This is a genomic window from Acinetobacter sp. YH01020 (assembly GCF_013420275.1).
GTDB lineage: Bacteria > Pseudomonadota > Gammaproteobacteria > Pseudomonadales > Moraxellaceae > Acinetobacter > Acinetobacter amyesii.
The window spans coordinates 80,180-105,377 of record NZ_VOYN01000007.1 but is presented as its reverse complement, the minus strand read 5'-3'; the positions used below and the strand labels follow the sequence as shown (position 1 = coordinate 105,377).

24 protein-coding genes and 1 pseudogene are annotated in these 25,198 nt (G+C 42.2%); 12 read left to right on the top strand and 13 right to left on the bottom strand.

Features of this window, described 5'->3' with window-relative positions:
• Positions 1-86 (top strand): annotated as a pseudogene (locus FTT85_RS04875) (IS5/IS1182 family transposase); the annotation flags it as partial.
• A 94-nt stretch (positions 87-180) separates the two neighbouring features.
• Here FTT85_RS04875 and FTT85_RS04870 read toward each other — a convergent pair.
• Positions 181-807 carry a class I SAM-dependent methyltransferase gene (locus tag FTT85_RS04870; protein ID WP_180183007.1) on the bottom strand — a complete coding sequence of 209 codons (627 nt, stop codon included), beginning with the start codon at positions 805-807 and terminating at the stop codon, positions 181-183.
• 305 nt (positions 808-1,112) lie between these two features.
• Between FTT85_RS04870 and FTT85_RS04865 the strand changes: the two genes are divergently transcribed.
• Together FTT85_RS04865 and FTT85_RS04860 are read left to right on the top strand one after the other, a co-directional pair.
• Positions 1,113-1,673: a hypothetical protein gene (locus FTT85_RS04865; protein ID WP_111884184.1), complete on the top strand. Its 561-nt coding sequence runs from the start codon at positions 1,113-1,115 to the stop codon at positions 1,671-1,673.
• A gap of 72 nt (positions 1,674-1,745) precedes the next feature.
• A complete protein-coding gene (locus FTT85_RS04860; protein ID WP_257230094.1) occupies positions 1,746-2,180 on the top strand; it encodes a protease inhibitor I42 family protein in 435 nt (144 codons plus the stop codon).
• 90 nt (positions 2,181-2,270) lie between these two features.
• On the opposite strand, the gene FTT85_RS04855 is transcribed toward FTT85_RS04860, so the two are convergent.
• Complete coding sequence (locus tag FTT85_RS04855) at positions 2,271-2,603, bottom strand: HopJ type III effector protein (RefSeq protein ID WP_180177044.1); 333 nt, start codon at positions 2,601-2,603, stop codon at positions 2,271-2,273.
• A gap of 168 nt (positions 2,604-2,771) precedes the next feature.
• On the opposite strand from FTT85_RS04855, the gene crcB reads away from it, so the two are divergent.
• A complete protein-coding gene (gene crcB / locus FTT85_RS04850) occupies positions 2,772-3,155 on the top strand; it encodes a fluoride efflux transporter CrcB (protein ID WP_180177045.1) in 384 nt (127 codons plus the stop codon).
• A gap of 119 nt (positions 3,156-3,274) precedes the next feature.
• Here the strand turns inward: crcB and FTT85_RS04845 are convergent, their stop codons facing one another.
• The gene (locus FTT85_RS04845; RefSeq protein ID WP_078189321.1) at positions 3,275-3,529 is read right to left on the bottom strand and encodes a type B 50S ribosomal protein L31; all 255 of its coding nucleotides are present in this window, start codon (positions 3,527-3,529) and stop codon (positions 3,275-3,277) included.
• Between the two features lie 107 nt (positions 3,530-3,636).
• Positions 3,637-4,935: an AarF/ABC1/UbiB kinase family protein gene (locus FTT85_RS04840; protein ID WP_180183006.1), complete on the bottom strand. Its 1,299-nt coding sequence runs from the start codon at positions 4,933-4,935 to the stop codon at positions 3,637-3,639.
• 201 nt (positions 4,936-5,136) lie between these two features.
• Between FTT85_RS04840 and FTT85_RS04835 the strand changes: the two genes are divergently transcribed.
• Positions 5,137-5,349: a DUF1737 domain-containing protein gene (locus FTT85_RS04835; protein ID WP_180003407.1), complete on the top strand. Its 213-nt coding sequence runs from the start codon at positions 5,137-5,139 to the stop codon at positions 5,347-5,349.
• Here the strand turns inward: FTT85_RS04835 and FTT85_RS04830 are convergent.
• The 3 genes from FTT85_RS04830 to FTT85_RS04820 all read right to left on the bottom strand — a co-directional run bounded on the left by FTT85_RS04830 (position 5,342) and on the right by FTT85_RS04820 (position 7,760).
• On the bottom strand, positions 5,342-5,776 hold the full coding sequence (locus FTT85_RS04830; RefSeq protein ID WP_180003409.1) for a hypothetical protein: 435 nt from the start codon (positions 5,774-5,776) through the stop codon (positions 5,342-5,344). The two genes, FTT85_RS04835 and FTT85_RS04830, sit on opposite strands and share 8 nt — an antisense overlap.
• Positions 5,777-5,901: 125 nt before the next feature.
• Positions 5,902-7,260 (bottom strand): MATE family efflux transporter, encoded by a 1,359-nt coding sequence (locus tag FTT85_RS04825; RefSeq protein WP_373886879.1) that lies wholly within the window; start codon positions 7,258-7,260, stop codon positions 5,902-5,904.
• Between the two features lie 41 nt (positions 7,261-7,301).
• A complete protein-coding gene (locus FTT85_RS04820; protein ID WP_180010501.1) occupies positions 7,302-7,760 on the bottom strand; it encodes a DMT family transporter in 459 nt (152 codons plus the stop codon).
• A gap of 125 nt (positions 7,761-7,885) precedes the next feature.
• Here FTT85_RS04820 and hemW point away from each other — a divergent pair, with 125 nt between their 5' ends.
• Positions 7,886-9,040, top strand: a complete 1,155-nt coding sequence (gene hemW, locus FTT85_RS04815; protein ID WP_180183005.1) for a radical SAM family heme chaperone HemW — start codon at positions 7,886-7,888, stop codon at positions 9,038-9,040.
• A 135-nt stretch (positions 9,041-9,175) separates the two neighbouring features.
• On the top strand, positions 9,176-9,583 hold the full coding sequence (locus FTT85_RS04810; protein ID WP_180183004.1) for a hypothetical protein: 408 nt from the start codon (positions 9,176-9,178) through the stop codon (positions 9,581-9,583).
• 43 nt (positions 9,584-9,626) lie between these two features.
• Here the strand turns inward: FTT85_RS04810 and FTT85_RS04805 are convergent, their stop codons facing one another.
• On the bottom strand, positions 9,627-9,929 hold the full coding sequence (locus tag FTT85_RS04805) for a hypothetical protein (RefSeq protein WP_180039449.1): 303 nt from the start codon (positions 9,927-9,929) through the stop codon (positions 9,627-9,629).
• Positions 9,930-10,268: 339 nt separating this feature from the next.
• A complete protein-coding gene (locus FTT85_RS04800) occupies positions 10,269-12,092 on the bottom strand; it encodes an acyl-CoA dehydrogenase C-terminal domain-containing protein (RefSeq protein ID WP_180183003.1) in 1,824 nt (607 codons plus the stop codon).
• Positions 12,093-12,358: 266 nt separating this feature from the next.
• Between FTT85_RS04800 and FTT85_RS04795 the strand changes: the two genes are divergently transcribed.
• Positions 12,359-14,833 carry a hypothetical protein gene (locus FTT85_RS04795; RefSeq protein ID WP_257232078.1) on the top strand — a complete coding sequence of 825 codons (2,475 nt, stop codon included), beginning with the start codon at positions 12,359-12,361 and terminating at the stop codon, positions 14,831-14,833.
• 86 nt (positions 14,834-14,919) lie between these two features.
• Here the strand turns inward: FTT85_RS04795 and aroE are convergent, their stop codons facing one another.
• From aroE to hemF, 3 genes are all read right to left on the bottom strand, one after another.
• A complete protein-coding gene (gene aroE / locus FTT85_RS04790) occupies positions 14,920-15,708 on the bottom strand; it encodes a shikimate dehydrogenase (protein WP_180183001.1) in 789 nt (262 codons plus the stop codon).
• Between the two features lie 102 nt (positions 15,709-15,810).
• Positions 15,811-16,032, bottom strand: a complete 222-nt coding sequence (locus tag FTT85_RS04785; protein WP_078189308.1) for a hypothetical protein — start codon at positions 16,030-16,032, stop codon at positions 15,811-15,813.
• Positions 16,033-16,261: 229 nt separating this feature from the next.
• Positions 16,262-17,203: an oxygen-dependent coproporphyrinogen oxidase gene (hemF, locus tag FTT85_RS04780; protein WP_180183000.1), complete on the bottom strand. Its 942-nt coding sequence runs from the start codon at positions 17,201-17,203 to the stop codon at positions 16,262-16,264.
• A gap of 277 nt (positions 17,204-17,480) precedes the next feature.
• On the opposite strand from hemF, the gene hemN reads away from it, so the two are divergent.
• Positions 17,481-18,854, top strand: a complete 1,374-nt coding sequence (gene hemN, locus FTT85_RS04775; RefSeq protein ID WP_180182999.1) for an oxygen-independent coproporphyrinogen III oxidase — start codon at positions 17,481-17,483, stop codon at positions 18,852-18,854.
• 94 nt (positions 18,855-18,948) lie between these two features.
• Here the strand turns inward: hemN and ribA are convergent, their stop codons facing one another.
• Positions 18,949-19,551 carry a GTP cyclohydrolase II gene (gene ribA, locus FTT85_RS04770; RefSeq protein WP_168379100.1) on the bottom strand — a complete coding sequence of 201 codons (603 nt, stop codon included), beginning with the start codon at positions 19,549-19,551 and terminating at the stop codon, positions 18,949-18,951.
• A gap of 311 nt (positions 19,552-19,862) precedes the next feature.
• Between ribA and dxs the strand changes: the two genes are divergently transcribed.
• The 3 genes from dxs to FTT85_RS04755 all read left to right on the top strand — a co-directional run bounded on the left by dxs (position 19,863) and on the right by FTT85_RS04755 (position 24,985).
• Positions 19,863-21,773: a 1-deoxy-D-xylulose-5-phosphate synthase gene (dxs, locus tag FTT85_RS04765; RefSeq protein ID WP_180182998.1), complete on the top strand. Its 1,911-nt coding sequence runs from the start codon at positions 19,863-19,865 to the stop codon at positions 21,771-21,773.
• Between the two features lie 112 nt (positions 21,774-21,885).
• The gene (locus tag FTT85_RS04760; protein WP_078189303.1) at positions 21,886-22,716 is read left to right on the top strand and encodes an inositol monophosphatase family protein; all 831 of its coding nucleotides are present in this window, start codon (positions 21,886-21,888) and stop codon (positions 22,714-22,716) included.
• A gap of 457 nt (positions 22,717-23,173) precedes the next feature.
• Positions 23,174-24,985 (top strand): DEAD/DEAH box helicase, encoded by a 1,812-nt coding sequence (locus tag FTT85_RS04755; protein ID WP_180182997.1) that lies wholly within the window; start codon positions 23,174-23,176, stop codon positions 24,983-24,985.
• Positions 24,986-25,198 lie beyond the last annotated feature (213 nt).

Here is a 25,198-nt window from a genome sequence, read left to right as displayed (position 1 = left end):
GAATTGCCACAAGATACGATAAGCTAAAACGTAACTATCAAAGCGCTGTTGCTTTAGCTTGTATATTTATATGGTTGCCTCTTTAGCTCAATTTATCGGCTGTAAATGTCAACACACCCTAATCAAAGACTAGGTATTTTTATTTAGATTTGATTGTGCTTAAACATGGCCTTGGAAGCTTTAACTCAACTTCCGTGCGCGGGCGAGCAACATGCGCTGACCAATTTTTGGAATGCCTTCAGCATCAAAATACTGCGTTTCAAAACATTCAAACTGGGCATCTTCAAGCAACTTTTGCATATGACGATCCAAATGACAGCCATCCGCGACTTTCTTTTGAATGGGCGTGAGTAAATGCTGTAACTGCTTAATTTTCCGATTTTCATTGTGTTGTACATGCTCTATTAAATGAAATGTCCCTGTTGGTTTAAGGACACGGTAGATTTCTTCAAGCGCAGTTTCAATATCGGCAATGCTGCATAAGGTCCATGTACTCACGACATGATCTAGACTTTCATCTGCAAAGGGTAATTTTTCAGCACCAGCTAAAATATGCTGTACCTCAAAAGGTGCTGCATGTACACGTTCAGCAGCTAAATGAAAAATATCAGGATTGGGCTCAAGCGCAAAAACCGTATCGACATTTTGATAAAATGCTAAATTCAAACCTGTACCAAAGCCAATTTCGAGCACCTCACCAGACACGGCTAAAAGGAGTTCGCGTCGTTTATCCATCAGGCTTGGCACCTGCATGACTTGATTTAAAAGATGCAGAAAAATGTGTTGTTGATAAAATTTATAAATCATAGCGAGGATTTTTGTTGGCTTTTTTTAAAGTGTAATTCATGTCTTTTTAATTTTAAATCATGTGGTAGGGCGTGGATATGGGCCAATTGACTGAATAACAGCATTTTGTTACCAAGTTCATAAGGTTTATGCAGACTGTGTGCGTAATATAGAGTTACAACTAGTGAAAACGACATTCATCAGGCTCAACCTACGCGATTTTAAGCTCATGTTCAGGTTGGGGCATTATGAATAGATGAAGTCGGCTCAATTGCAGAATTAAAATTGAGTAATGTGAAGTATTACAGGGTAAAGAGGATAACGCGATGATCAAGCGAATTGCATTAAGTACTGTGCTTGCAGGCTTTTTATTGAATGTCGGTGTCCAAGCGTCTTCAGATTATAATATTGCCAAAGGCTTAGCACCTGTTGCCAAAGGCCAGTCAATTTCTACCTTGAAAGAATTTAAAGGTGATTTCCGAATTCTAGGTTCAAAAACCTATCAAACAGATGAACAAGCAAAATTTTCTCCGATCGATTATGCGGTCAGTTGGGGTTTATTTGCAGAGCCAGAAATAGCTCGTACGATTTCAGTCAATCAATATGACCGTTTCTTAAATTGGAAAATGGATCGCGTTCCTGTACCGCAAAAGCAAGCCATGATGATGGTGTCGAATATGCACATCATTCCTGCAAACCCGCAAATTGCGAAACAAATTACTCAAGTGAAACGTGGCGATCTTGTGCGTTTAAAAGGGGATTTGGTTGAGGTGAAAGACAAAGATTTGGTTTGGACTTCATCTTTGACCCCAACAGATACGGGTGATGGGGCTTGTGAGGTTTTTCGTGTAAGTTCGATTCAGTGGATTGAAAAAGTCAAAGGCTAAACTTCGATTGCATCGAGATCGTATTGAAATCGGTGTGCATTAGATTCAAGGTAAAATAATTTGATGATGAAAATGACGATAAAGAAACAGCTTATTTTGAGTCTAATGTTGGCGAGTGGTTTGGCGCTTGGTGGATGTACCAGTATGAGTTCAACTGTAGATGGGAAAACCCATGTATTTACTGAACAGCAAAGTTGTCCGACTTTGCTTGAGATGGATCGTGGACAGACTTTGGAAGTACTGTTAAACGAAAATCCAAGTACCGGATATGTATGGTCTTTGGCTGAGCAACCGAAACTTTTTAAAGTTGAAGAAGTGTTTCAATCAGCTCAACAACAACAACAAGCTGCTGCTGCAGATGCGACACCAGTGCTTGGTGCCGGTGGTCAAAAAACTTATCGTTTTACCGCAACGACTGCGGGTGAAGAATTACTACATTTGAAGCATGCACGAGCTTGGGAAAAAACCGCGATGGCTGAATGGACTTGCAGAGTTCGAGTATCTTGATTTGAACCAATGATGAAAAGATAAAAAAAGCCAGTATTTATACTGGCTTTTTTATTGCAGACGAACTGATTTAGAACGTCTATCTAGGCATTATTTCACGCTGAGCGCTTGACCGTCAAATTGAATACCTTCCCAACCATTTTGCATAAATTGGCGAATGTTTTGGTGGTCAGTTGCGTCTGGTGTCGCCAAAACAGCAGCATAATGTTCAGCAAAAAGACTTAATGTTTCAGCTTGGTTTAGACCATTCAATTGGGCAAAAGAAAATACTTTGGCACTGCCTTGGTTTTCAGTCGCTGCATTGGCTTGTTTGCCATTGGTAAAAGCAGTTGGTGTGTGGTTATAACGCGCTTCAATAAATGCAATCACATCTGAAAATTTCGCAGTCCCTGCTTGAAGTTGATCTAATAATTCCTGAGCCATAATGTCCTCTTTCAATAAAAAATACCGCAAAGTGTTGCAGACTATAGCAAGCTTTGGCCCAAACATTTAACACTATTTGCGTAAATTAAATGCGTGTATATTGAAGGGCGACCTTAGGCAGACTGTTGCCTAAATTGTAGATACCAATGATGTTGAAGTAGGACAACTATGAACTGGCTTTTGGTCGCATGTGGCGGCGCAATTGGGGCAACACTTCGCTATGCAGCAGGACTGTTATTGGCCAAGCCAACAGTACTTTTTCCTTGGGCAACATGGTGGGTGAATATTTTAGGTTGCTTTTGTGCAGGTGTGTTCTTTGCATTTAGCCAAAAATATCCCGTTCTACAAAATGAAGCACGCTTATTGCTTATGGTCGGGATCTTAGGTGGCTTTACCACCTTTTCCAGTTTCGGTTTAGAAACCTTTCAACTGCTTAGACAAGGGCAAAGTGGGCTAGCATTCAGTTATGCCATTTCTAGTGTGGTGATTGGTGTCATTGTATTGGGGCTGGGATTTTACCTATTTCAGTCGATTTTAAAAATAGATGTTTAAAACAACGTTTGAAAACCTCAAAATTTCAGACATAAAAAAGAAGCTCAGGCTGGAGGAGGGGAACCCTGAACTTCTTCAATGCTTTAATTTTAAAAGCAAAAACTTAATCGAAACTGAACTTATTGTGAGCGTTTGAAACGCGCAAAGCGTTTATTAAAGTTCGCAATACGTCCTTCGTTATTCACTTGACGTTGTTCACCTGTATAAAAAGGATGTGATGCACTTGAGATATCGAGCGTCACATATGGATAGGTCTTGCCTTCAAACTCTTTGGTTTGATTGGTGCTTAAGGTACTGCCAATGACAAAAAAGGCATTGGCATTGGTGTCATGAAAGAGCACTTCACGGTATTCGGGATGGATGTTGGCACGCATTCTTCTGTTCCTTAAATTTATTGATTAAAGAAATGTTATAACATAACAATTAAAAATGCAAATATTGCCCGAAATTCATCGGGCAATCATCAGCGCTTTACGCTCCCTTAAGCGCTAGGTGGGAGCAACTCATCAAAAAGATCATTGAGATTGTCATTCACTTTCAAATGAATCAAATTCCAATAATGCCCTGAAACAGTCCGGTTCACCATCAGGGTGTCTGGCGACGGTTTAAACACATCCCAGTATTTAAGAGATGGCTTAATTAATTCTACCCCGTCATGGTGCGCTGAATTTTCAGCAAAGTCGTATTGTGTGGTCAGCGGACGCATCAGTACTTCAAGCCATTGCTCATACAAGTCCACAGGGAATTTACCGAGTTCATTGAGGGAATGTAGGGCATCGAGTTGCTGTTCCATCAGTGGAATATCGTGCTTGCGTGCAGCATTAATCAATTGCTTAAAGTGCGACACGATTTCAGGAGACAGGGTTTTCACACCGCCGTAGTCATATACGATGACTGAACCATCTTCACGAAAGGCGAAGTTGCCCGGATGCGGGTCACAGTGGAAACGTTTAAGGAAGAAAATTTCACGGCCTATGGCACGGAATAAGCGCCTTCCCAAGGTATTTCGTGTTTCTTGTGACCATGTGCTGGCAGTTTCTATACTGTCGCCAAGCTCTAGACTTAGAGTCAAAATATGACGTGAAGAATAATCTTTATAGACCTGTGGAATGATGATTTTGTCATCCAGCGCACTATGAAAAGCACGGGCCACATCTAAGTTTTGTGCTTCAATTTCATAGTTTAGTTCATTATCCAAACTGTCCTGAATTTCACGAAACAGCTTGTCTTGTAACTTCCGATCAATTTTCAATACGCCCATCAGACGAAGTGCAAGCCGAACTTGTTTTAAGTCACTGTCACAGGCTTCTTCGACACCCGGATATTGGACTTTCACTACAACCTGCTGACCATTAGGTAACACGGCTTTATGCACCTGCCCAATGGATGCAGCGGCAAAAGGTTGTTCTTCAAAACTTTTAAAAATTTGCGCGAGGGGTTTGCCGAGTTCTTGTTCTACTTGAGCCTTAATTTCAGCAAAAGGCATGGCTGGCGCTTGGCGTTGTAATTTACTGATCGCTTTTGCGACTTCAGGTGGAAAAATGTCTTTGTACTGCGAGGCAATTTGTCCGACTTTCATCACCGCACCCTTCATTTCACCCAAAGTGTCTGCAATTTGCAGACCGATGTCCTGAAAAAGTTTACTGCGAGATGCATTTTTCTGTTCTTCATCGGCAGTGATATTGCGGATGGAATTGGAAACGGTTTTAGTAGCAATGCTTGCCGTCATACTGGCAAGTTTCATAAAGCGACGACCCGGTGTGCTAGCCGTTTTTGCCATGTGATGTTCCTCAAGATCATCATTTATTATCTAATACCGATCATAGGCGACAAAACACAAACTGCCTACTTTAAATTGTTAAGACTTTATTTCCATTGATAAAATGATGGGCAAAAATGTAAATACTGAAAATAATTCAGGCAAATTTAAGCCACGCGCTGAATGGTTTAAAATATCGCGTCGCTAGAAGAGAACTGAACGATGAAAGTGTATCGCTATTTAACCGGTAAAGATGATGTCAATTTCTGTGCCCGTGTGACCAAAGCTTTAAATGAAGGCTATGAATTGTATGGCTCACCGACTATGAGTTTTAATGGGACAGATGTGATCGTCGGGCAGGCGATCGTGAAAGACGTAGAAGTCGACAGCCAAGTGCCACAAGGTTTAAAAAAGGCCATCGATGCGCTTAATTAGTTGGCTTTGCTGCTTCGCTCGTTTCAGTTTTTTCCAGTTCTAAATGTGGAATGAGATATTTGCTGCATTGGTTATGGTGTAAATTTTCATTCAAGGTGATGAGGTTTTGCGTCACGATAAAATCCTGATCATCCGCAGAGGCAAACTTTTGATTGGCCTTGATGAAGTCCTGATAGGTATACGTCATACCAGATTGCTGACAACTTAATTTTAAACGTGCGGTATATGAGTCTGCTTGTTGTTCATGATAAAAGCGAAAGGCTGTCCAAAGTGCTTGATTGATGTAATCAAATTCGGGTTGTGATTGGACTTTGATGGGTGCGTGATATAAAGGAAATTCATGTCGGTTGATTGACTGTTCAGCCAGTAGTGACATGGAAAAGCCTAAGCTCAGACAGAGACTGATCGAGCGAAATACATAGGACATGTTTATTTTCCTCTTCTTCGTGCTTTTTTATTTATGGCATTGCTATGCAGGGTGCTAATTTGCATTAATCTTCTGCATAGCCTAGCCGCCTTTTTAAAGTAACTTTTTAGATGATTTTTTAGGGCTTATCCCGCATGTGCTAAACGTTTATTCATCATAAATAAACGTGTAAGTAGCAGTATACATGCGACAGTCAGGCCCACAATCAGGCCAATCCAAACGCCTGCAGCACCAGTCGTGGTAAAGCGTGCAAGATAGATCCCGACAGGGAAGGCAATGATCCAATACGCGATCATGGTGATCCACATCGGCCCTTTAGTGTCTTGCATGCCGCGTAAACACCCTGCGGCACTGACTTGCCATGCGTCCATCAACTGATAGGCAATCGCGAACAAGACCAAATACACGGCAAGCTGAGTCACATCATAGTCATTGGTATAGAGTGACACAATTTCATTACGTAAAAGCCAAAGCAGTAGCATGGTAATCAGGGCAAATACCGTCCCTGTCAACATACCGATTTTCTGGACTTTTCGCATAGCCAGCCAGTTCTTTTCCCCATAATAGGTACCAACCCGAATGGTCAGCGCAATCGCCAGTGACATGGGAATCATAAACAATTGCGAGGTAATCGAAATGGCGACTTGATGCGCTGCAATGGTAACTTCGCCTAAGGGACTCAACACAATAGCGGCTGTACTAAAAATACTGACTTCAAAGAAAATGGCTAAGCCAATCGGAAAGCCGAGTTTTAAAATACGTTTGATCCATTCACTGTTCATTTTTTCAAAAGCAGCGAAAGGTTGGGTTTTTTGATAGGCCGATCCTTTGAAAACGTACATCGCCAAAGCAAAGAACATTAACCATTGCAAAATCGCGGTGGCAAAACCACATCCTGCTGAACCCAGTTCAGGGACTGGGCCTAAACCATACATAAAAATAAAGTTCAGTGGAATTAACACCAATAAGGCCAGCAGACTCAGCACAGTGACTGGACGTGGATGCCCCAATGCTTCTGAGTAACCACGTAAAGCTGCGTACATGGTGACAGCAGGCATACCTAAACTAATGGCGTGTAAGAATAAGCTCGCCTTCGGAAGTAATACTTCAGGGACACCCAATAACGGTAAAAGCAGCGGCATAGCTTGTAAGACTAATGCGGCAATGATCCCTAAAAATAATGCGACCCACAAAGACTGACGGGCGATGGTGGCAATTTTTTCAGGCGTGCGAGCACCATTGGCTTCTGCCACTAATGGGGTGGTTGCAATCATAATGCCGCTGAACAGCAGCATGACCGGTATCCATAAACCGACCCCGACCGCAATGGCTGCAAGGTCATTGGCGGACATGTGTCCAGCCATGATGGTATCAATGAGACCAAATCCCGCTTGCGCAAACTGCGTGATCAATATCGGGATCATTAAATGAAACAGTTGTTTTAATTCATACTTGCTGCTTGTTACAGCCGTGACAGTAGACACAGAATGTACTCATTTCTTGTGAGGTGCTTAGGAATGAGGTCTTAGCGTTGGAAAGTGAGAAGCACACCAATAAAAATCACCACGCCACCCAATAAGCGTTGCCAGTTAATCGGGGTTTTTTCAGTGCCGAGCAAGCCAAAATGGTCAAATACCATCGACATTAAGATCTGTCCAAAAATAATCAGACCCGAAAGGGATAAAAAACCCAGTTTCGGCGCGGTATAAATACTGATACTGATGGCATAAACGCCCAGACATCCTCCCAGCCATAAATACCAAGGAATTTGAGCAAAGCTTGCAAAGTCCGGTTTTTCGGCCGATTGAAAAAACACCATAAAGGCGAGGACTATTGTACCAACCAAAAAAGAAAAAAGGGCAGCTTGCAGCGGTGAATATAAATATTCACGCAATTGGCTATTGATCGCTGTTTGAATGGTCATGGCGATGCCAATACCCATCGCGAGCGGCAGTAAGTACAATAAATGGCTGCTTATTTTCATCTTGTTATCAGCAAATTCTTTTTTAATATGATTAGTCTACTGTATTCAATCAGAGTTTTCACAAGCACTCTGATGCAGTCATGTTAAAATACGCAGCATTCTTCAACGCATTTTGAGCAATCTCCTTGGCTGAATTAAATCCTGCACTCGTTCCTTTGTCTTTATACATTCACATGCCGTGGTGTGTGCGTAAATGTCCATACTGTGACTTTAATTCGCATGCGGTGCCGAATGGTGAATTGTCTTTGGACTTAGAACAAGAATATTTACAGGCGTTGGTTGAAGACTTTAAAACCCAAGTCGATTTTGCTCAGGGTCGCCTGATTCATAGTGTATTTATTGGTGGCGGTACACCATCATTGATTTCTGCCCAAGGCTATCAATGGTTATTTACTCAGCTCAAAGCGTTGGTGCCGTTTGAAGAAGGTTGTGAAATTACCTTGGAAGCCAATCCGGGCACCGTTGAGCACGATCCATTTGCCGGTTATTTAGATGCAGGGATCAATCGTTTATCCATCGGTGTGCAGAGTTTTAATACCGAGCAACTGAAAAAACTGGGTCGGATTCACTCGAATGACGATGCCATTTCTGCCATTCAGCATGCACGGGAAGCAGGTTTTGAACGGGTGAATGTCGATTTGATGCATGGCCTGCCTGAACAAACCATTGAGCAAGCGCTTTTGGATTTGAAATTGGCTGTGGAAAATGGCGCAACGCATGTGTCGTGGTATCAGTTGACGATTGAGCCGAATACGGTCTTTTTCCGCACCCAGCCGATTCTGCCTGTCGATGATGTGCTTGAAGAGATTCAAGCACAGGGCGAAGCCTATTTAACAGCACAAGGCTTTATCAATTATGAAGTGTCGGCATGGCGTAAAGAAAAGCCGTCTGCACATAATTTAAATTATTGGCAGTTTGGCGATTATTTGGCGATTGGTGCAGGCGCACATGGCAAAGTGACCCAGCCTGATGGGGTGTATCGTTTCCAAAAAACCCGCCTGCCAAAAGACTATTTAGCCAAAGTCCCAGCGGAGAATCTTCAGTTTAAACGCATTGAGTCAGAAGATATGCCTTTTGAATTTATGATGAATGCTTTACGGCTAAATCATGGTGTAGATGCAAGTTTGTATACGCAGAGAACGGGTGAGAGTTTAGCGCCAATCTCTGAATTATTGGCTTCATTACGTCAGCGTCAATTGATGGTGAATGATCCTGAGCGTTTGTCTTGTACTGAACAGGGGCATATCTTTTTAAACTCAGTGTTGGAAGAGTTTTTGTAATGAATGCTATTGAAAAATTGTTTTTTTAATTTAAAAAGCACGTAAATTTTTATATTTCTAATGTAGTTTGCGTCCAATTTGTAAAATTAGACCTGTAATAATCCAATACATATTACAAGAAGGACTATCCTAAAAATGAAATATATTTTAAGTGCTGCAGTATTCAGTTTAGCTTTGATTGGTTGTGCAGATAAAAAGGCTACAGTAGAAAACACGGTATCAACTGAACCAACGTCAGCAACTACTCCGTCGAATGACATTGCTATTGCTCAGGACGAGCAAGTTATTCATTTTACTGGGCCGCAAGATCTGACGATTGAGCTAAAAACCAAAGATAATTTTGAAACTGCACAATTGACGGATAATTCTGATCGGGTTTATGAGTTGAAACGAGCGGTTTCTGGAAGTGGTGTACGACTTGCCAATGAACAAGGCGTTTCTATTCATTTTAAAAACTTTAATGGTGTGAATGAAGGGACAGTTGAGTTGGTGAAAGATAAACCCATAGAGATCAAAGAATTTATTGCTGATAAAGCAAAGTAAAGATTAAAAAAGACCGCATTCGCGGTCTTTTTTTGAGTTTAACTTAACGATGTTTCGGTGGCATAGGGGGTAATTTATGCTGCGGTACAGGTTTGTGTTGATTGGCTTTAAATGCTGTGGCCTTATGGTTTTGTTTGGCAAATTTCGCATGAGCTTGTTGATGTTCTTTGTTCACCATGTGGGGCCCAGCAGATTTGTGATGTGTTGCTTTAGGTGGCACAGGTTTTTTATCAAAGTGTGCAGCAGGTGGTGGATTTTTATGATCGAATGCAGGCGCTGCCATTGCAGACATTGTCGCAGTTGTTGCAATCAGACCAATCATCAATGAAGACATCAATTTTTTCATGGTTACGCTCTCTATGAATCAATGAAGTCATCATAGGGGGAGGCAGTGGAGAAGATATGAAGTTGTATGAGATACAAATGTAAAGCTAAAATTATGGAGTAAAATTTACTTTAAGTATTTAATATTTATTAAATAAAATTATATTTTGGCGATAAAGTATTCTATTTTGGTTGAAAAATACAACAATATTTCTCCATATAAAGTCCATCGTTATACATTGTTGTTACCTCATGAAGAAATTAAGAATGCTATTCGTTATCCCGATGGATCAAACTTAAAAGAGTAGATATAAAAAAAGACCACCGAAGCGGTCTTTTTATCTTTCAGCGATTGAAAAACTTAGTAATCGAAACTGAAATGTTCAGGAGCCAAAGAAGTCATGGTCTTCGATGGGTTAACCATTGCTTCAGCGTGACCTTGTGAGCGTGGTAATAGACGTTCAAAGTAGAAGTCAGCCACTTTGATTTTTGCTTTATAGAACTCAGGAACTTCTGCACCATTGCCTTCTGCTAATTTTTCAGAAGCTACGGCAGCTTGTTTTGCCCAGAAATAAGCCATCATCACGTAGCCAGAGAACATTAAGAAATCGACAGAAGCAGAAGATACGATGTCACGGTCTTTACGTGCTGCAAGCATGATACGAACCGTTAATGCATTCCACTGTGCGCAAAGCTTCGTTAAGTCCCACGCAAAACGACGCATGTATTTGTTACGTGCATGTTGACCACAGAACTTCAAGATTTCAGCTGTGTAGTCACGAATCACTTTACCTTTAGAAGTCAACAGAACTTTACGACCAATCAAGTCTAGTGCTTGAACGCCTGTTGTGCCTTCGTAGAGAGTAGAGATACGTGAGTCACGAACAATTTGTTCCATGCCCCATTCTTTAATATAACCATGACCGCCGTATACTTGCATACCATGGTTTGCAGCTTCATAACCCATTTCGGTTAGGAAACCTTTGAGAATCGGTGTGTAGAAGCCTAAGTGGTCATCATGTGCTTCAAACGCTGCTGTATCACCGCGGGTTAAAGCATCAGTCATTTTGTCCGCAATTTGAGCTGCATAGTAAATCATTGAACGGCCGCCTTCAGCGATCGCTTTTTGAGTTAAAAGCATACGACGTACGTCTGCATGGTGAATAATCGCATCGGCTACCTTTTCAGGATCTTTTTTACCTGAAAGTGCGCGCATAGACATACGTTCTTTGGCATATGGAAGAGCGCCTTGGAATGCCAATTCAGCATGTGCAATGCCTTGGATCGCTGTACCAATACGTGCAGTGTTCATAAAGGTGAACATTGCGTGTAGGCCTTTGTGTTTTTCACCGATTAAGTAACCAATCGCATTGTCAAAGTTCAACACAGCTGTTGCTGAAGCACGGATCCCCATTTTGTGTTCAATCGAACCACAAGTTACAGGGTTGCGTTCGCCCACTGAACCGTCTGCATTCACAAGGAATTTTGGAACGATGAACAATGAAATCCCTTTGGTGCCCGCAGGTGCATCTGGAAGACGAGCAAGTACGATATGCACGATGTTGTCGGTTAAATCATGCTCACCCGCAGAGATAAAGATTTTTGTACCTGAAATCGCATAGCTACCGTCAGCTTGAGGTTCTGCTTTTGATTTTACCTGACCTAAGTCGGTACCACATTGTGGTTCAGTTAAGCACATGGTGCCTGACCAAGTTCCAGCAACAAGGTTCGGTAAATATTGGTTTTTCTGTTCTTCTGAACCAAATTGAAGAATAGTGTTGATACAACCCACGCTGAGGCCTGGATACATTTGGAATGACCAGTTCGCTGTACCCATCATTTCAGATTTGATTAGGTTCAACGACTGTGGCAAGTTTTGACCGCCAAATTCTTCAGGGAAAGACAGACCTTGCCAGCCACCTTGTACAAATTGGTCATAGGCTTCTTTAAAACCTTTTGGTGTTTTCACATCGCCATTTTCAAAATGACAGCCTTCTTCATCACCCTTTTGGTTCAAAGGCGAAAGGATATTTTCACAAAAATCCGCTGCACCTTCTAAAATCATGTCGACAGTGTCTGCATCAGCAGCTTCACCATTAGACAAAGTTTTGTAATGTGCTGGGTAATCGAGTACTTCATTCATTAAGAAACGAATATCGTGTAAAGGCGCTTTATATGCAGGCATAGTCTTAATCCTAATATCTAAATTTTTTTGGATTATCTGTATTGATGATTTGATTATTCATAATTTCATCTAAAAAACATTGATGAATACGCCCTTAAAAAATGTCAGAAAGGCGAATTGTAATATTTAACCAACATGTGAAAAATAAACTTCTGATAGACTAGGTGTTGATCTTTTGATCATTTTTTTCTTTTAATAAATCATAAAGAACTTAGGTCTTTCGTACAATTATGCGATTAAAATATATAACACTTTGTTTACTGGGTTTGAGTATTACTGGGTGTGCTCAACATGTCATTAAAACCAATCAGTCAGATCAGACCTTAGGGCAACAAGCCACTCAAGGCTTAAACGCAATGTTTGAAAATGCCAGTTATGACATGAAAGGGCAATTTTCAATTCAGACTGATATTCAGTTCGATGAAAAAAAGCCTGAGACCAAGTCAAAACCTGCAGTAAGCACACAGCCAGAGCTGGATCCTAAACTTAAAAAACAACTGGATCAGTTGATTAAAACCCAAAATATTCCGTTTAGCCAAAAAGAAAAGAAACAGCTCTATCAAGCCATTGCCAATGAATCGATCCCACCATCAGCGCGCTATAGCGATGAAGAGGATGGTGTTTCTCCGCAATCTAAAATTGCTCAATCACTGCTGAATGTGTTGAATGATTTACAGTTTAGCTATAGCGGTTCAGTACATTTTAGAGAAAAACTTGCTGCCTTAACCTTGCAATTGAGTTATCAAAAACCGACCTTGCAGGTGAATGCGCAGTTGCCGATGATCATTGATTTTAATCAACATAAATTTTATACCAACTACTTTGCGTTCATGCCGTTTATGGTGAATCGCGAAAGCCAAAGCAGCTTGGCTTATGTGGATTTTTCAAAACATAAAGAGACGATTGCTCAGTACGATTTGAAAAAATTTGCTGACTATTTAAAACAAATGAATGCTTTGCCCTATGTCTTAGCAGAGCCGAATCAAGTGCAAAATATTGCTTTAACACGTGATGAAAAAAATGCAGGGCTGACTAAAAAAATCCGCTATGTGGGTGATCTCGATGCGCTTTACACCCAGCTTGAACTTTTTGATTTTGTGAACGCCAACTATTACACCACGCAAATCAAAGGTCAGCGCAATAGTGACGCTGAGCAAGATGAATCTGTGGACGCTGCTGCGCATCTCAGTGCTTCCGAAGAGGCGATGGCTGCGGCTGAAGCGGCGGGATGGACTGAAGTAGCGGCAGCAGCTGAGGATGAAGACTATGATGCGGCTTATGCATCTGTAGAACGTGTGAATGAGCTGCTCAATGCGAAAATGCATGGCCTGATGTATCACCAACATGAAACGGAAGAAGAACAAACGTCTTCTGCAGCTGAATCTGCTGAATACGCGATCGATACTGCAAGTGCATATGCGGAGGCGACCGCGGGTGATGATGAAGAAGCCTATAGTTCAGATACTGAAGTAACCGAAGCTTATGCGGCTTCCGAAGAAGATGACGAAACCGCGAACTTATCTGAGGAAGTCTGTCAGGCCTTGATGAACACCAAACAGGTGCCGATTGGTAAAGTCACGCTTTGTCATGATTATCAAGATGTTCGGGTGATACCGCTGCAAGCAGATTCTGTACCATCGGCTTCTGCTGCGGACGCATCCAATACAGATTCAGAGATTTCGGATGCTGTTGAGCAATTAAAACCAGTATTCCAGCAATATCAAAGTGAACAACTTATCGATGTAAAACAATTCCAGCAATTATGGCAAAAGCATCAAGCTGAAATTGCACAGGTGCTGAATACACAGGATAAATCATCTTCGAATGTCGTGATGGATGTAGGCTTAGATCATAAAGGCCGAGTCAAAGTAATGGACTATCAATTGGCCTTTAATGAGCCACGTTTAGGTCAATTAAAGCTGAAAAGTAGCAACCAAATTTTGAATTATGGCAATGCGACTAAAATTGATCGTCAAGCCATGAAACAGGCAAAATCCATTGAGGAAGTCAGTAAAGATTCACTCTTTGAAAATATGTTGAAAGGCCTGCTTGCGCCGATCACGGGAAATGATCCTCTGCTTGCTGAAGCAGAAACTGCATCGGTCGATGATGTCCGTGCTGCAAATGAAGAAATCGAACTACCTGAATATCTAAGTAATGTGGCTTTGCAAAGTTATAAGCGCCATCAATCTGAAGTGAAAGCCTATCAAGCGGCATTTGTCGTGGCATTTGCTAACTATCGCGCTCAGTATGTGCGTTATTACTCAGCCAATGATTTGAATGAAATTGCAGAAGTTTATGCATATCGATTTGTTGATGGCTTAAAAGAGCCAACAGGCAATGCGCTGAAACGTTTAAATCAATTGCGTGATAAGCATGCTTTACATCGCTATCAAGACTTTGATGACTTAGGTTCTTCGGTCAATCATTATGTGCAGTCGGGGATTGGTGAGTACAAAGCTCAGGTTGAGTGGAAACAATTGCAAAAAACTTATAAGACTGATCAGGCGATTTTTGCACATTTATATCAACAAAACTTTTTAGCTAGCTATGAACTGGAAGGAACTGAAAAAGCGCATTTGGTGAAAGCATCAAAAATCTATGCGCAAGCCTTTGCTGATGATATCAAAGGAAAATTATCAGAAGCGTCATTGCAAGGCCTAGCAGCAGAACACGAAGAGTTGTTCAGCCAATCGGCTTATTATGAGACCTATAAGGCGATACAAAAACACAAGAACTAAGTTGGATCAAAAAAAGAACCTCAATTGAGGTTCTTTTTTTAGGTGTTTAGACTGCTCAGAAAGTGAATTGAGCAAATCATTTTGAATTATAGAAAGTCTTTTAGATCAGGTTTGACGCCATTCCAAATGGAAAAAGATTCAATCGCTTGACCAACCAACATGCCAAAACCTTCTGAGGTTGGAACATGGCGTGCTTTGGCTTGATCCAAAAATGTCGATGGTTTGCCATAGGCCATTTCATAGGCGTGGGTGAATTGTAAAGCTTCAGGCAAAATTAGCGGATCACCCGTTAAGCTTGCCGATGTGGCATTAATCACCAGATCAAATTGACCTGCTAAGTCGGCGAGGGCAATGGCTACAAGTTCGGCATTGGGGACAGCAGTTTTTAAGTCAGCGACCAATTGTTCAGCACGCGCTAAAGTCCGGTTGGCAATCACGATTTTTTTGGCCCCAGCTTGTACCAGCGGGTAAATCACGCCACGTGTTGCACCACCTGCACCAATAATTAAAATATCCGTCTGTTCTAAACTCCAATCTAAGGCACGTATGGCATCGACCAGACCTTGTCCATCGGTATTATCGCCATGAAGTACGCCATCTTGCATCCAAAGTGTATTGACCGCACCTGCAATTTTGGCACGTTCAGTAAGCACGGTACATTGTGCATACGCTTGTTCTTTAAACGGAACAGTGACATTCATACCGATACCACCTTCGGCAAAGAAGGATTCGACACTGTGCTGAAAACCATCGAGTGGCGCAAGTCGTTTGCTGTACTGAATGTCGAGGCCTGTTTTTTCAGCGAAGGCATGATGAAGTTCAGGTGAGCGTGATTGTTCAATCGGGTTGCCAATCACGGCAAATTGTTTGCTCATTGCACAGCGTCCATGTAGATGTGAAAGAGCAGACAATATACGCCAAAACCGAAGATGGCTAAAGTTCGGGCAGTCTTAAAATCGTGAAATAAAGGCGGAAAATTAAGGATTACAAATATCTAAGACGCTTTGAATCAAGATGCTCGCAGCACTGATGACTAGACCAATGAGGGCAACGACCATGAAGCCAATGGCCAAATTGTCATTCAAAGACGTTTCGGAAAAAATATTAGTACTGATAGCGCTGATCAGCACAACAGCAAAGCTCCAAAACACCAAGGCAGTAAGACTGACTGCTTTTTTATTGAGTGTTTGATGTGTCATGTGCGTTGTACTCCGTACAAGAAAGTTACAGCCATGAGTTTATTGACACATTGTGCAATGACATAGCGTAAAGCTGTTTAAAAGATGTGTCATTGTTGAGCAATATGATTACAAAGTAAATGCTTAAAAAATTTATTTATGCATCAAGATATTACATACAAATGAATACTCTATTCATCAGGCAATAAAAAGCCCCTGACGGACAGGGGCAAATACACGTTTATCCGTTTTATTTCAGCGTATTCAGCCAATCATGCGGTTTTAAATAAAAGTCGGTGAGCCTTTTCTCGGCAGAATGTTCTTCCCATTCAGGACGATACGACCAGCCTGCCAAGGGTGGCATACTCACTAAAATCGACTCAATACGCCCACCAGTTTGTAAACCAAATAAGGTGCCACGGTCATACACTAGGTTATATTCAACGTAACGACCACGACGGTAAAGTTGGAAGTCTCGTTGTGCTTCGGTATAGGCTTTGTCTTGGTTTCTTTGGAAGATCGGTAAAATCGCCTCTAAATAACCATTACCGACGGCCTGCATATATTTGAAACAGGTTTTAAAGTCCCATTGGTTGAGATCATCAAAGAATAAACCGCCCACCCCACGTTGTTCATCACGGTGTTTTAGATAAAAATAGTCATCACACCATTTTTTATGTTCATCATAGAGCGTATCGCTAAATGGGGCACAAAGATCATGGGCAGTTTGATGCCAAGACAAGACATCTTCATCATTTGGATAAAAGGGAGTGAGGTCAAAACCACCGCCAAACCACCAAATCGGATCTTGTCCTTCTTTTTCCGCGACAAATAAACGCACATTGGCATGTGAGGTTGGGACGTTGGGGTTTTTCGGGTGAATTACCAACGACACGCCCATGGCTTGCGCTTTTGCACCTGCAATAGCGGGATGGCGTTCAGTCGCAGAGGCGGGTAATTTTGAAATATTGATGTGCGAGAACATCACACCGCCTTTTTCAATCACCGTTCCATTTTGAAGAACACGTGAGCGACCACCACCACCTTCAGGGCGTTCCCAGTCATCGATCGCAAATTCGGCACTTCCGCCACCAGCACGTTCTTGCTGTTCCAATGCGGCACAAATCCGTGCCTGTAAATCGCGAAGGAATTCATCTACACGTTGAATATCGGCTGAAGTTGGATTCTGCATGGTGACCTTTATTAAAATAATTTAAAGATAAGTGTCATCAAAGCATAAATTACGTGAAAACTTAAGGCATTTTTCCCGATACTCAGCATCGGATCTTTGCTTTAAATCTAGATATCTAGTGATTAAACCAAAAGATCATGCAAAGTTAGCAGCAATTGCTCAGACTGAAATTAGGGCTATTCCGACAAATTTGCTAGGTTGAATTCACATCTGAAGCTCAGCACAATAATCATCAGGTAAATTTAAATTGAATCTCATTGATTGAAATGGTGCATCGATGTCTCAGCAGGCGAGTTCTTTAATTCAAAAATATAATGTACCAGGTCCACGCTATACCAGTTATCCAACCGTGCCGTATTGGGAGGAAGCTGAGTTTTCATTGCAACAGTGGAAACAGGGATTGAAGCGATCTTTTGACGAGACCAATCACAGCGAAGGCATCAGTCTGTACATTCATCTGCCATTTTGTGAAAGCTTATGTACGTTTTGTGGTTGCCATAAAAAAGTCACGAAAAAACATGAGATGGAGCTGCCTTATATTCAGGCGGTGCTGAAAGAATGGGACTTATATTGTCAGCTCTTGGTCGACCGGCCAATAATTAAAGAAATTCATTTGGGTGGGGGAACGCCTACTTTCTTTTCTCCTGAGCATCTCACCCAGTTGATTCAAGGTATTCTAGTGCATGCTGATATTGCCGATACACATGAATTTAGCTTTGAAGGGCATCCGAACAATACCACACGTGAGCATTTACAAGCTTTGTATGATGTTGGTTTTCGACGCGTAAGTTATGGAGTGCAGGATTATAATGAGAAGGTGCAAAAAGCCATCCACCGTATTCAGCCCTTTGCACATGTTGAACAAGTGACACAGTGGGCACGTGATATTGGCTATACCTCTATTTCGCATGACTTGGTTTTTGGTTTGCCATTTCAGGATTTAAACGACGTGTTGCATACCATTGAACAGACCAATCGTTTGATGCCAGATCGTTTAGCCTTTTATAGCTATGCGCATGTGCCGTGGATTAAGGGCAATGGGCAACGTGGTTTTAAAGATGCCGATGTGCCGAAAGATGATTTAAAACGTCAATGCTATGAAGAGGGTAAAAAAAAGTTACTAGCGCAGGGCTATCATGAAATTGGAATGGATCATTTTGCATTAATCCAAGATCCAATGTATCAAGCTTTTCAGCAGGGCAGTTTGCACCGAAATTTTATGGGCTATACCGCATCGAAAACCCAAGTAATGATTGGACTCGGCTTATCCTCGATCAGTGATAGTTGGTACAGCTTTGCACAAAATGAAAAGAAAATTGAAGACTATTATGCACGTTTAGAAGCGAATGAAATTCCAGTCTATCGGGGGCATGTGCTGACAGATGAGGACTTAATCATTCGTAAACATATTCTCAATTTGATGTGTAGTTTCCAAACCTCTTGGGCAGGTCCAGAAATGCAATTTCCTGAGCTTGATGACGTATTAGCGCAATTGGCTGAAATGCAAGAAGATGGCTTGCTCGAGATTTTTGATCAGCACATTCAGGTGAGTGATGCAGGCAAGCCTTTTGTCCGTAATATCTGCATGGCTTTTGATTTACGATTAAAACGTCGTGTTCCTGAAAATCGTATTTTTTCGATGACGATTTGAATCTCCCCTAACCCCTCTTTAATAAAGAGGGGGAAGCCTCCCTTTTGTAAAGGGAGGTTTGGAGGGATTTATAGATGGAGAATTTAAAGGACTTTTAAAAATCGTCCTTTTGATACATATGCGACATACGATCATGTTTGGTTTTTAAATATTGTTCGTTAAAGGGATTTAAACCCACAGTCAGCGGAACACGATCAACGACATTCACGCCTTGCTCTTGGAGCGCTTCAATTTTTAAAGGGTTGTTGGTAATGAGACGCACCGCAGTAATGTTGAGATGATTCAACATGATAGGACACATATCATAACGACGTGCATCAGCAGGAAGATCCAATAATAAATTGGCATCCACGGTGTCATGGCCTTGGTCTTGTAGGGCGTAAGCACGGATTTTATTGGTTAAACCAATACCGCGACCTTCTTGGCGTAAATATAAAATCACCCCTTGACCCGCTTCATTAATTAATTTTTGGGTGGCTTGAAGTTGTGGGCCGCAGTCACATTTGAGTGAAGCAAAGGCATCACCAGTCAGGCATTCGGAGTGGATACGTACTAAAACAGGTTCAGTGGGAGCTTGTTCTAGTCCTTTAGAGAGTGCGACATGTTCTTCACCGGTTTCAGGATCCTGAAAAACCGTAATATTGAATTCACCAAAAGCGGTCGGTAATCTTGACGTTGCGACAAATTCTATAGGCACTGCTTAACCCGTTTATTCGATTATAAATTGGCTAAAGTATAGCGTAATGCTTGGACATTGGTAGAATTGCAACGACGAATTTATGCAGAACATTTTCTTTTTTGTATAAAGCGAACGATAATAGTTGATAAATAGGAAGATTATTCAGGATAATCTGACTCATTCAAAATCTCCCCAACGAGATCATTGCTAAAAATTACATCGCTACAAGTTTGGCTGATTGTAAGGTGATACAATTCGACGATATGATCGAGTTACCCATTTAGACCGAGCTTAGGAATTTGCCAGGCTTTAGAAGGCTTTGCCACATTATGCTGTATAAAGAAATACCATCTCAACGCCCTGTAACACCGTTGCTGGATACGATTAACCATCCTCAACAACTTCGTTTACTCGAGCGCAGCCAATTAGAGCAAGTGGCGGATGAGTTACGTCAATTTATTTTGTATGCGGCCGGACAAAGTGGTGGGCATTTTGGTGCCAATCTTGGGGTGATCGAATTAACCGTGGCATTACATTACTGTTTTGAAACGCCACGTGATCGTCTGATTTGGGATGTGGGTCATCAAGCCTATCCGCATAAAGCCTTAACTGGTCGTCGTGAACAATTAGTGACGATTCGTGCCAAAGATGGTTTGGCTGCGTTTCCTGCCCGTGAAGAATCTGAATTTGACACCTTTGGTGTAGGCCATTCATCAACAGCGATTTCTGCTGGTCTTGGGATGTCATTGGCACGTCGCTTCAAGCAAGATCCCTGTCATGTGGTTGCAATCGTGGGTGATGGCGCGATGACAGCGGGCATGGCTTTTGAAGCCATGAACGATGCGGTGGCACACAATGCTGACCTCATGGTGGTATTGAACGACAACGATATGTCGATCTCATGCAGTACTGGTGGTTTTGCTAAGCATTTGGCTGCGATTTGGGAAAGTGGTCAATCGGTGAATATTTCTGAAAATGGCGAAGCCTATATTCAACCTCATCCTGAATGGGCGTATAACTCACGCCTACATTGTGCTGCGACCGATGCTGCAGACAACCTATTTAAAGCCATTGGCTTTGACTACTTTGGTCCTTTTGATGGGCACGATGTTGAACAATTGACACATGTGTTTGAAGCCTTAAAAAAACGCAGAGGCCCACGTTTAGTGCATGTCTATACCAAAAAAGGTAAAGGCTTTGCACCTGCCGAAGCAGATCAAATCAAATACCATGCCATCAGTAAAGTGAATGCACCTGCTGCAGTGGCAACTGCACCGAAATATTCAGATGTTTTTGGTCAGTGGTTATGTGATGAAGCTGCACAGGATGATCGTTTATTGGCGATTACTCCTGCGATGTGTGAAGGCTCAGGCATGGTGCAATTTGCCAAGCAGTTCCCCGAGCGTTTCTTTGATGTTGCCATTGCAGAACAACATGCGGTGACTTTGGCTGCGGGGATGGCCTGTGAAGGGGTAAAACCGGTTGTTGCAATCTATTCAACCTTCTTACAACGTGGTTATGACCAGCTGATTCATGACGTCGCTTTGCAAAATCTTGATGTGACATTTGGTATCGACCGTGCAGGTTTGGTTGGTGAAGATGGCCCAACGCATGCCGGTGCATATGATTATGCCTTTATGCGTACCGTGCCAAACATGGTGATCATGGCGCCGAAAGACGAAAATGAATGTCGTCAAATGTTGCATACGGCTTATTTGTATAAAGGCCCAGCGGCGGTACGTTACCCACGTGGTAATGGACTGGGTGTTGAGATTCAGCAAGAGATGATTGAGCTTGAAATTGGCCGTGGTGAAATTGTTGCAAACTTCAATGATCAGCAAGATGACACCATTTCTATACTGGCTTTTGGTAGTCGTGTTCAAGCGGCACTAGAGGCAGGGCAGGCTTTAGCGACAAAGCTAGATGTGGCTGTACGTCTGATTAATATGCGCTTCGTGAAGCCATTAGATACACAGTTGATCGATCAAATCGCAGCAAGTACGCAACTATTTGTGACAGTTGAAGAGCATGCAGTCATGGCGGGTGCGGGCAGTGCAGTAAATGAATATTTAGCCCAAGCAGGCGTGGTTAAGCCTGTGCTGAATTTAGGTTTGGCTGACGAGTTCATGCATCAAGCAACACATGCTCAAATGTTGCATCAGGCTGGACTGGATGCTGAAGGCATTGGCGCTTCAGTGACACAGAGCTGGCTAAAACATAAGCAAACAGTGGTTTGTTGAATTTCTAATTTTTAGAAACATTTTTTCCCTAAAAGCCCTTATATTTGATAAGATATAAGGGCTTTTATGCATTATTCTTTATCAGTATCTTCAAATTTGTAGTGGGTGTTCAATGGAACCTATGGTGGTTATGGCTGCGCGTGCGGCTCAATTAGTTGGTCAAGAGCTTTTAAAAGCGCATCAAAATCGTCATAAACTCGATCTACAAGTCGAAGAAAAAGGAATTGATGGTCCAGTAACGCGTGTAGACCGTTATTTGGAACAATTGACTATCGATACCCTACGTAAAAGCTATAAAAATCACAGTTTCCTAGGCGAAGAGTTTGGTCTTCAAGAAGGCAAAGGTCACGACGCTGATTGGTGTTGGATCATCGACCCACTTGATGGCACATTAAACTTCGTTAATGGTGTTCCACATTTCTGTATCTCTATTGCAGTTCAACATAAAGGTGTAACTCAACACGGTGTTATTTATGACCCTGTGAAAGATGAGTTGTTCTCTGCAAGCCGTGGTCGCGGTGCGATGATGAATCAACGCCGTATTCGTGTAAATGTAAAAGACAGCTTAGAAAACACTTTCCTTTCAGTGGGTCATGCGTATCGTAAAATTCGTAATGGCGAAGTGGTTTCTTATGCGAAAAACCATTTCAACTCATTGTTAAATGTGACTGAAGCCGGTGCTCAATACCGTCGTTCAGGTTCTGCTGCTCTTGATCTAGCATATGTTGCTGCCGGTCGTTTCGATGGTTATTTCGAACTTGGTTTGAAACCTTGGGACATCGCTGCGGGTGAACTTATTGTGAAAGAAGCGGGTGGTACTGTGGTTGATGCTCGTGGTGGTAACGACTCAATGGACAATGGTCAAGTACTTGCATGTTCTATGAAAATGCTTAAACCGCTTATGCAAGCTGTTGTTCCAGCTTGGGGTGAAGCTGCTAAATAATAGAACGCTTAGTTCGAGTTTATTGACAGAATAATGAAATAAAGCCCTCTTTATGAGGGCTTTATTTTTGTCTAATCGGTCAAAAATAATGGCTTAAACACCTATAATTTAAAGCTTCTTACAAAAAATATTCTGAAGTTGACTAAAACAGGTGACATTTAAAAACTTTCTGCTATAATCCCCGCACGCACTAAATTTCGTTCATTACCTGAACATTCTCTTCTATCATTGTGTATGCGCGTTCCGGTCCAAAGAGAGGACGATATTTCGCGCCCCACCCAATCGCTAAGCGATTCCTTCAGGTTGCGGCTGTAATCATGTGTGCGTTATACGCATCGTCGTTCTCGGATCGCCGCTGATTCTATATTTTCAGCGTCTTTTGCTGTGCCGCTTTTTGCCGATGTCCATCTGAATTTATATTTTTAATGGAGCACCCATTTTTGGGGTGAAATACTCTATGAGCAAAACTTTTGCTGATTTTCCTTTACATGAGTCGTTACAACTAGCATTACAAGGTCTAGGTTTTACTACTCCGACTCCAGTGCAAGAACAATCAATTCCAGCTGCATTAGAAGGTCAAGACCTTCTTGTATCAAGCCAAACTGGTTCTGGTAAAACTGCTGCATTCTTACTCCCAACTGTGAATGCTTTGGCTGGTCAAGACACATTGATGTCTTTTAAAGAGCGCATGAAAGCGGTAACTGCACCGTCTATTCTTGTACTTTGCCCTACACGTGAATTGGCTCAACAGGTTAGCCAAGACGCAATTGCTTTAGTACGTCACATGAAAGGTGTTCGTATTGCTGCAATTATGGGTGGTATGCCTTTCGGTAAACAAATCCAACAGCTTAAAGGTGCACAAGTTGTCGTAGCGACTCCAGGTCGTTTACTTGACTTGGTGAACCGTCGTCAAATTAAATTAGACAACGTTGATGCGTTAATCGTTGACGAAGCTGACCGTATGCTTGATTTAGGTTTCTCTGAAGACCTAGAAGCGATCAGCGACTTGGCTGCTAACCGTAAACAAACATTAATGTTCTCTGCAACATTTGCGCCGCGTATCATTACACTTGCAGAACGCATGATGAATGATCCACAGCGTATTGCGATTGAAACTGGTCACTCTACAAATACTGACATTACTCAGACTCTTCACTGGACTGACGGTTTCGAACACAAGAAAAAACTTTTGACTCACTGGTTATCTGATGAGTCTGTAGATCAAGCAGTTGTATTCGCATCTACTCAAGAAGATACAGATATGTTGGCTGAAGAACTTGCAGAAGCAGGTCACTCAGTTGTCGCTCTTCACGGTGCAATGCCACAAACTGTACGTAACCGTCGTTTACGTAGCATTCGTGAAGGTCGTGCAAAAATCTTAGTTGCGACTGACGTTGCTGCACGTGGTCTAGACGTACCAACTATTTCTCACGTAATTAACTTCGGTCTTCCAATGAAGAACGAAGACTATGTACACCGTATCGGTCGTACAGGTCGTGCGGGCCGTACTGGTAACGCGATTACTTTGGCGACTTACCGTGAACGCGGTAAAATCCGTGCTTTAGAAGACTTCTTAGATGCACGTTTAAATGTATCTGAAATTGAAGGTCTTGAGCCATCTCCACCTCCTGCACGCGGTAGCCGTGATGGCGGTCGTGGTCGTCGTGATGGCGGTCGAGGTGGTCGTGGTGGTTTCGGTGGCGGTCGTCGTTTTGAAGGTGAATCAAACTTCAAACGTCGCGAATACAACAACGATCGTCCACGTCGTGAAGGCGGTTTCGAAGATCGTCCACGTCGCGAATACAACAACGATCGTCCACGTCGTGAAGGCGGTTTCGAAGATCGTCCACGTCGCGAATTTAACAACGATCGTCCACGTCGTGAAGGCGGTTTCGAAGATCGTCCACGTCGCGAATTTAACAACGATCGTCCACGTCGTGAAGGCGGTTTTGAAGATCGTCCACGTCGCGAATTTAACAGCGATCGTCCACGTCGTGAAGGTGGTTTTGACCGTCGTTCTAACGATGACAACCGTGGTAACCGTGTAGATTATAAACCAGCTCGTGAAGGTTATGGCGATCGTCCAAAACGTTCATTTGGTGAAGATCGTCCACGTCGTGAATTCAACGGTGACCGTCCTCAACGTTCATTTGGTGAAGATCGTCCAAAACGTTTCGGCGATGACCGTCCAAAACGTTTCGGTGATGATAAACCACGTGGCGAACGCACTTTCGGTGAAGATCGTCCACGTCGTAAATTCAATGACTAATTGAATTTCGAAAGAAATATCGAAAAAACCGGTGGAAACACCGGTTTTTTTTATGGATTTAAATTAGCTTTTTAATCAGAAAAATGTATACTTGATCAAACTTTATGTGTTTAATGATAATTAATATGAACGGAAACGCGTTGGCAAATATGCGTACAGTGATGATCGAGGTACTTATGCCTTATATCGGTTTGACACTCTTATTGTGTAATA

Excerpts from the sequence above, each read along its gene's own strand:
- FTT85_RS04870 (WP_180183007.1), bottom strand. The coding sequence starts at position 807 with ATGATTTATAAATTTTATCAACAACACATTTTTCTGCATCTTTTAAAT.
- FTT85_RS04865 (WP_111884184.1), top strand. The coding sequence starts at position 1,113 with ATGATCAAGCGAATTGCATTAAGTACTGTGCTTGCAGGCTTTTTATTG.
- FTT85_RS04860 (WP_257230094.1), top strand. The coding sequence starts at position 1,746 with ATGACGATAAAGAAACAGCTTATTTTGAGTCTAATGTTGGCGAGTGGT.
- FTT85_RS04855 (WP_180177044.1), bottom strand. The coding sequence starts at position 2,603 with ATGGCTCAGGAATTATTAGATCAACTTCAAGCAGGGACTGCGAAATTT.
- crcB (WP_180177045.1), top strand. The coding sequence starts at position 2,772 with ATGAACTGGCTTTTGGTCGCATGTGGCGGCGCAATTGGGGCAACACTT.
- FTT85_RS04845 (WP_078189321.1), bottom strand. The coding sequence starts at position 3,529 with ATGCGTGCCAACATCCATCCCGAATACCGTGAAGTGCTCTTTCATGAC.
- FTT85_RS04840 (WP_180183006.1), bottom strand. The coding sequence starts at position 4,935 with ATGGCAAAAACGGCTAGCACACCGGGTCGTCGCTTTATGAAACTTGCC.
- FTT85_RS04835 (WP_180003407.1), top strand. The coding sequence starts at position 5,137 with ATGAAAGTGTATCGCTATTTAACCGGTAAAGATGATGTCAATTTCTGT.
- FTT85_RS04830 (WP_180003409.1), bottom strand. The coding sequence starts at position 5,776 with ATGTCCTATGTATTTCGCTCGATCAGTCTCTGTCTGAGCTTAGGCTTT.
- FTT85_RS04820 (WP_180010501.1), bottom strand. The coding sequence starts at position 7,760 with ATGAAAATAAGCAGCCATTTATTGTACTTACTGCCGCTCGCGATGGGT.
- FTT85_RS04810 (WP_180183004.1), top strand. The coding sequence starts at position 9,176 with ATGAAATATATTTTAAGTGCTGCAGTATTCAGTTTAGCTTTGATTGGT.
- FTT85_RS04805 (WP_180039449.1), bottom strand. The coding sequence starts at position 9,929 with ATGAAAAAATTGATGTCTTCATTGATGATTGGTCTGATTGCAACAACT.
- FTT85_RS04800 (WP_180183003.1), bottom strand. The coding sequence starts at position 12,092 with ATGCCTGCATATAAAGCGCCTTTACACGATATTCGTTTCTTAATGAAT.
- aroE (WP_180183001.1), bottom strand. The coding sequence starts at position 15,708 with ATGAGCAAACAATTTGCCGTGATTGGCAACCCGATTGAACAATCACGC.
- FTT85_RS04785 (WP_078189308.1), bottom strand. The coding sequence starts at position 16,032 with ATGACACATCAAACACTCAATAAAAAAGCAGTCAGTCTTACTGCCTTG.
- hemF (WP_180183000.1), bottom strand. The coding sequence starts at position 17,203 with ATGCAGAATCCAACTTCAGCCGATATTCAACGTGTAGATGAATTCCTT.
- hemN (WP_180182999.1), top strand. The coding sequence starts at position 17,481 with ATGTCTCAGCAGGCGAGTTCTTTAATTCAAAAATATAATGTACCAGGT.
- dxs (WP_180182998.1), top strand. The coding sequence starts at position 19,863 with ATGCTGTATAAAGAAATACCATCTCAACGCCCTGTAACACCGTTGCTG.
- FTT85_RS04760 (WP_078189303.1), top strand. The coding sequence starts at position 21,886 with ATGGAACCTATGGTGGTTATGGCTGCGCGTGCGGCTCAATTAGTTGGT.
- FTT85_RS04755 (WP_180182997.1), top strand. The coding sequence starts at position 23,174 with ATGAGCAAAACTTTTGCTGATTTTCCTTTACATGAGTCGTTACAACTA.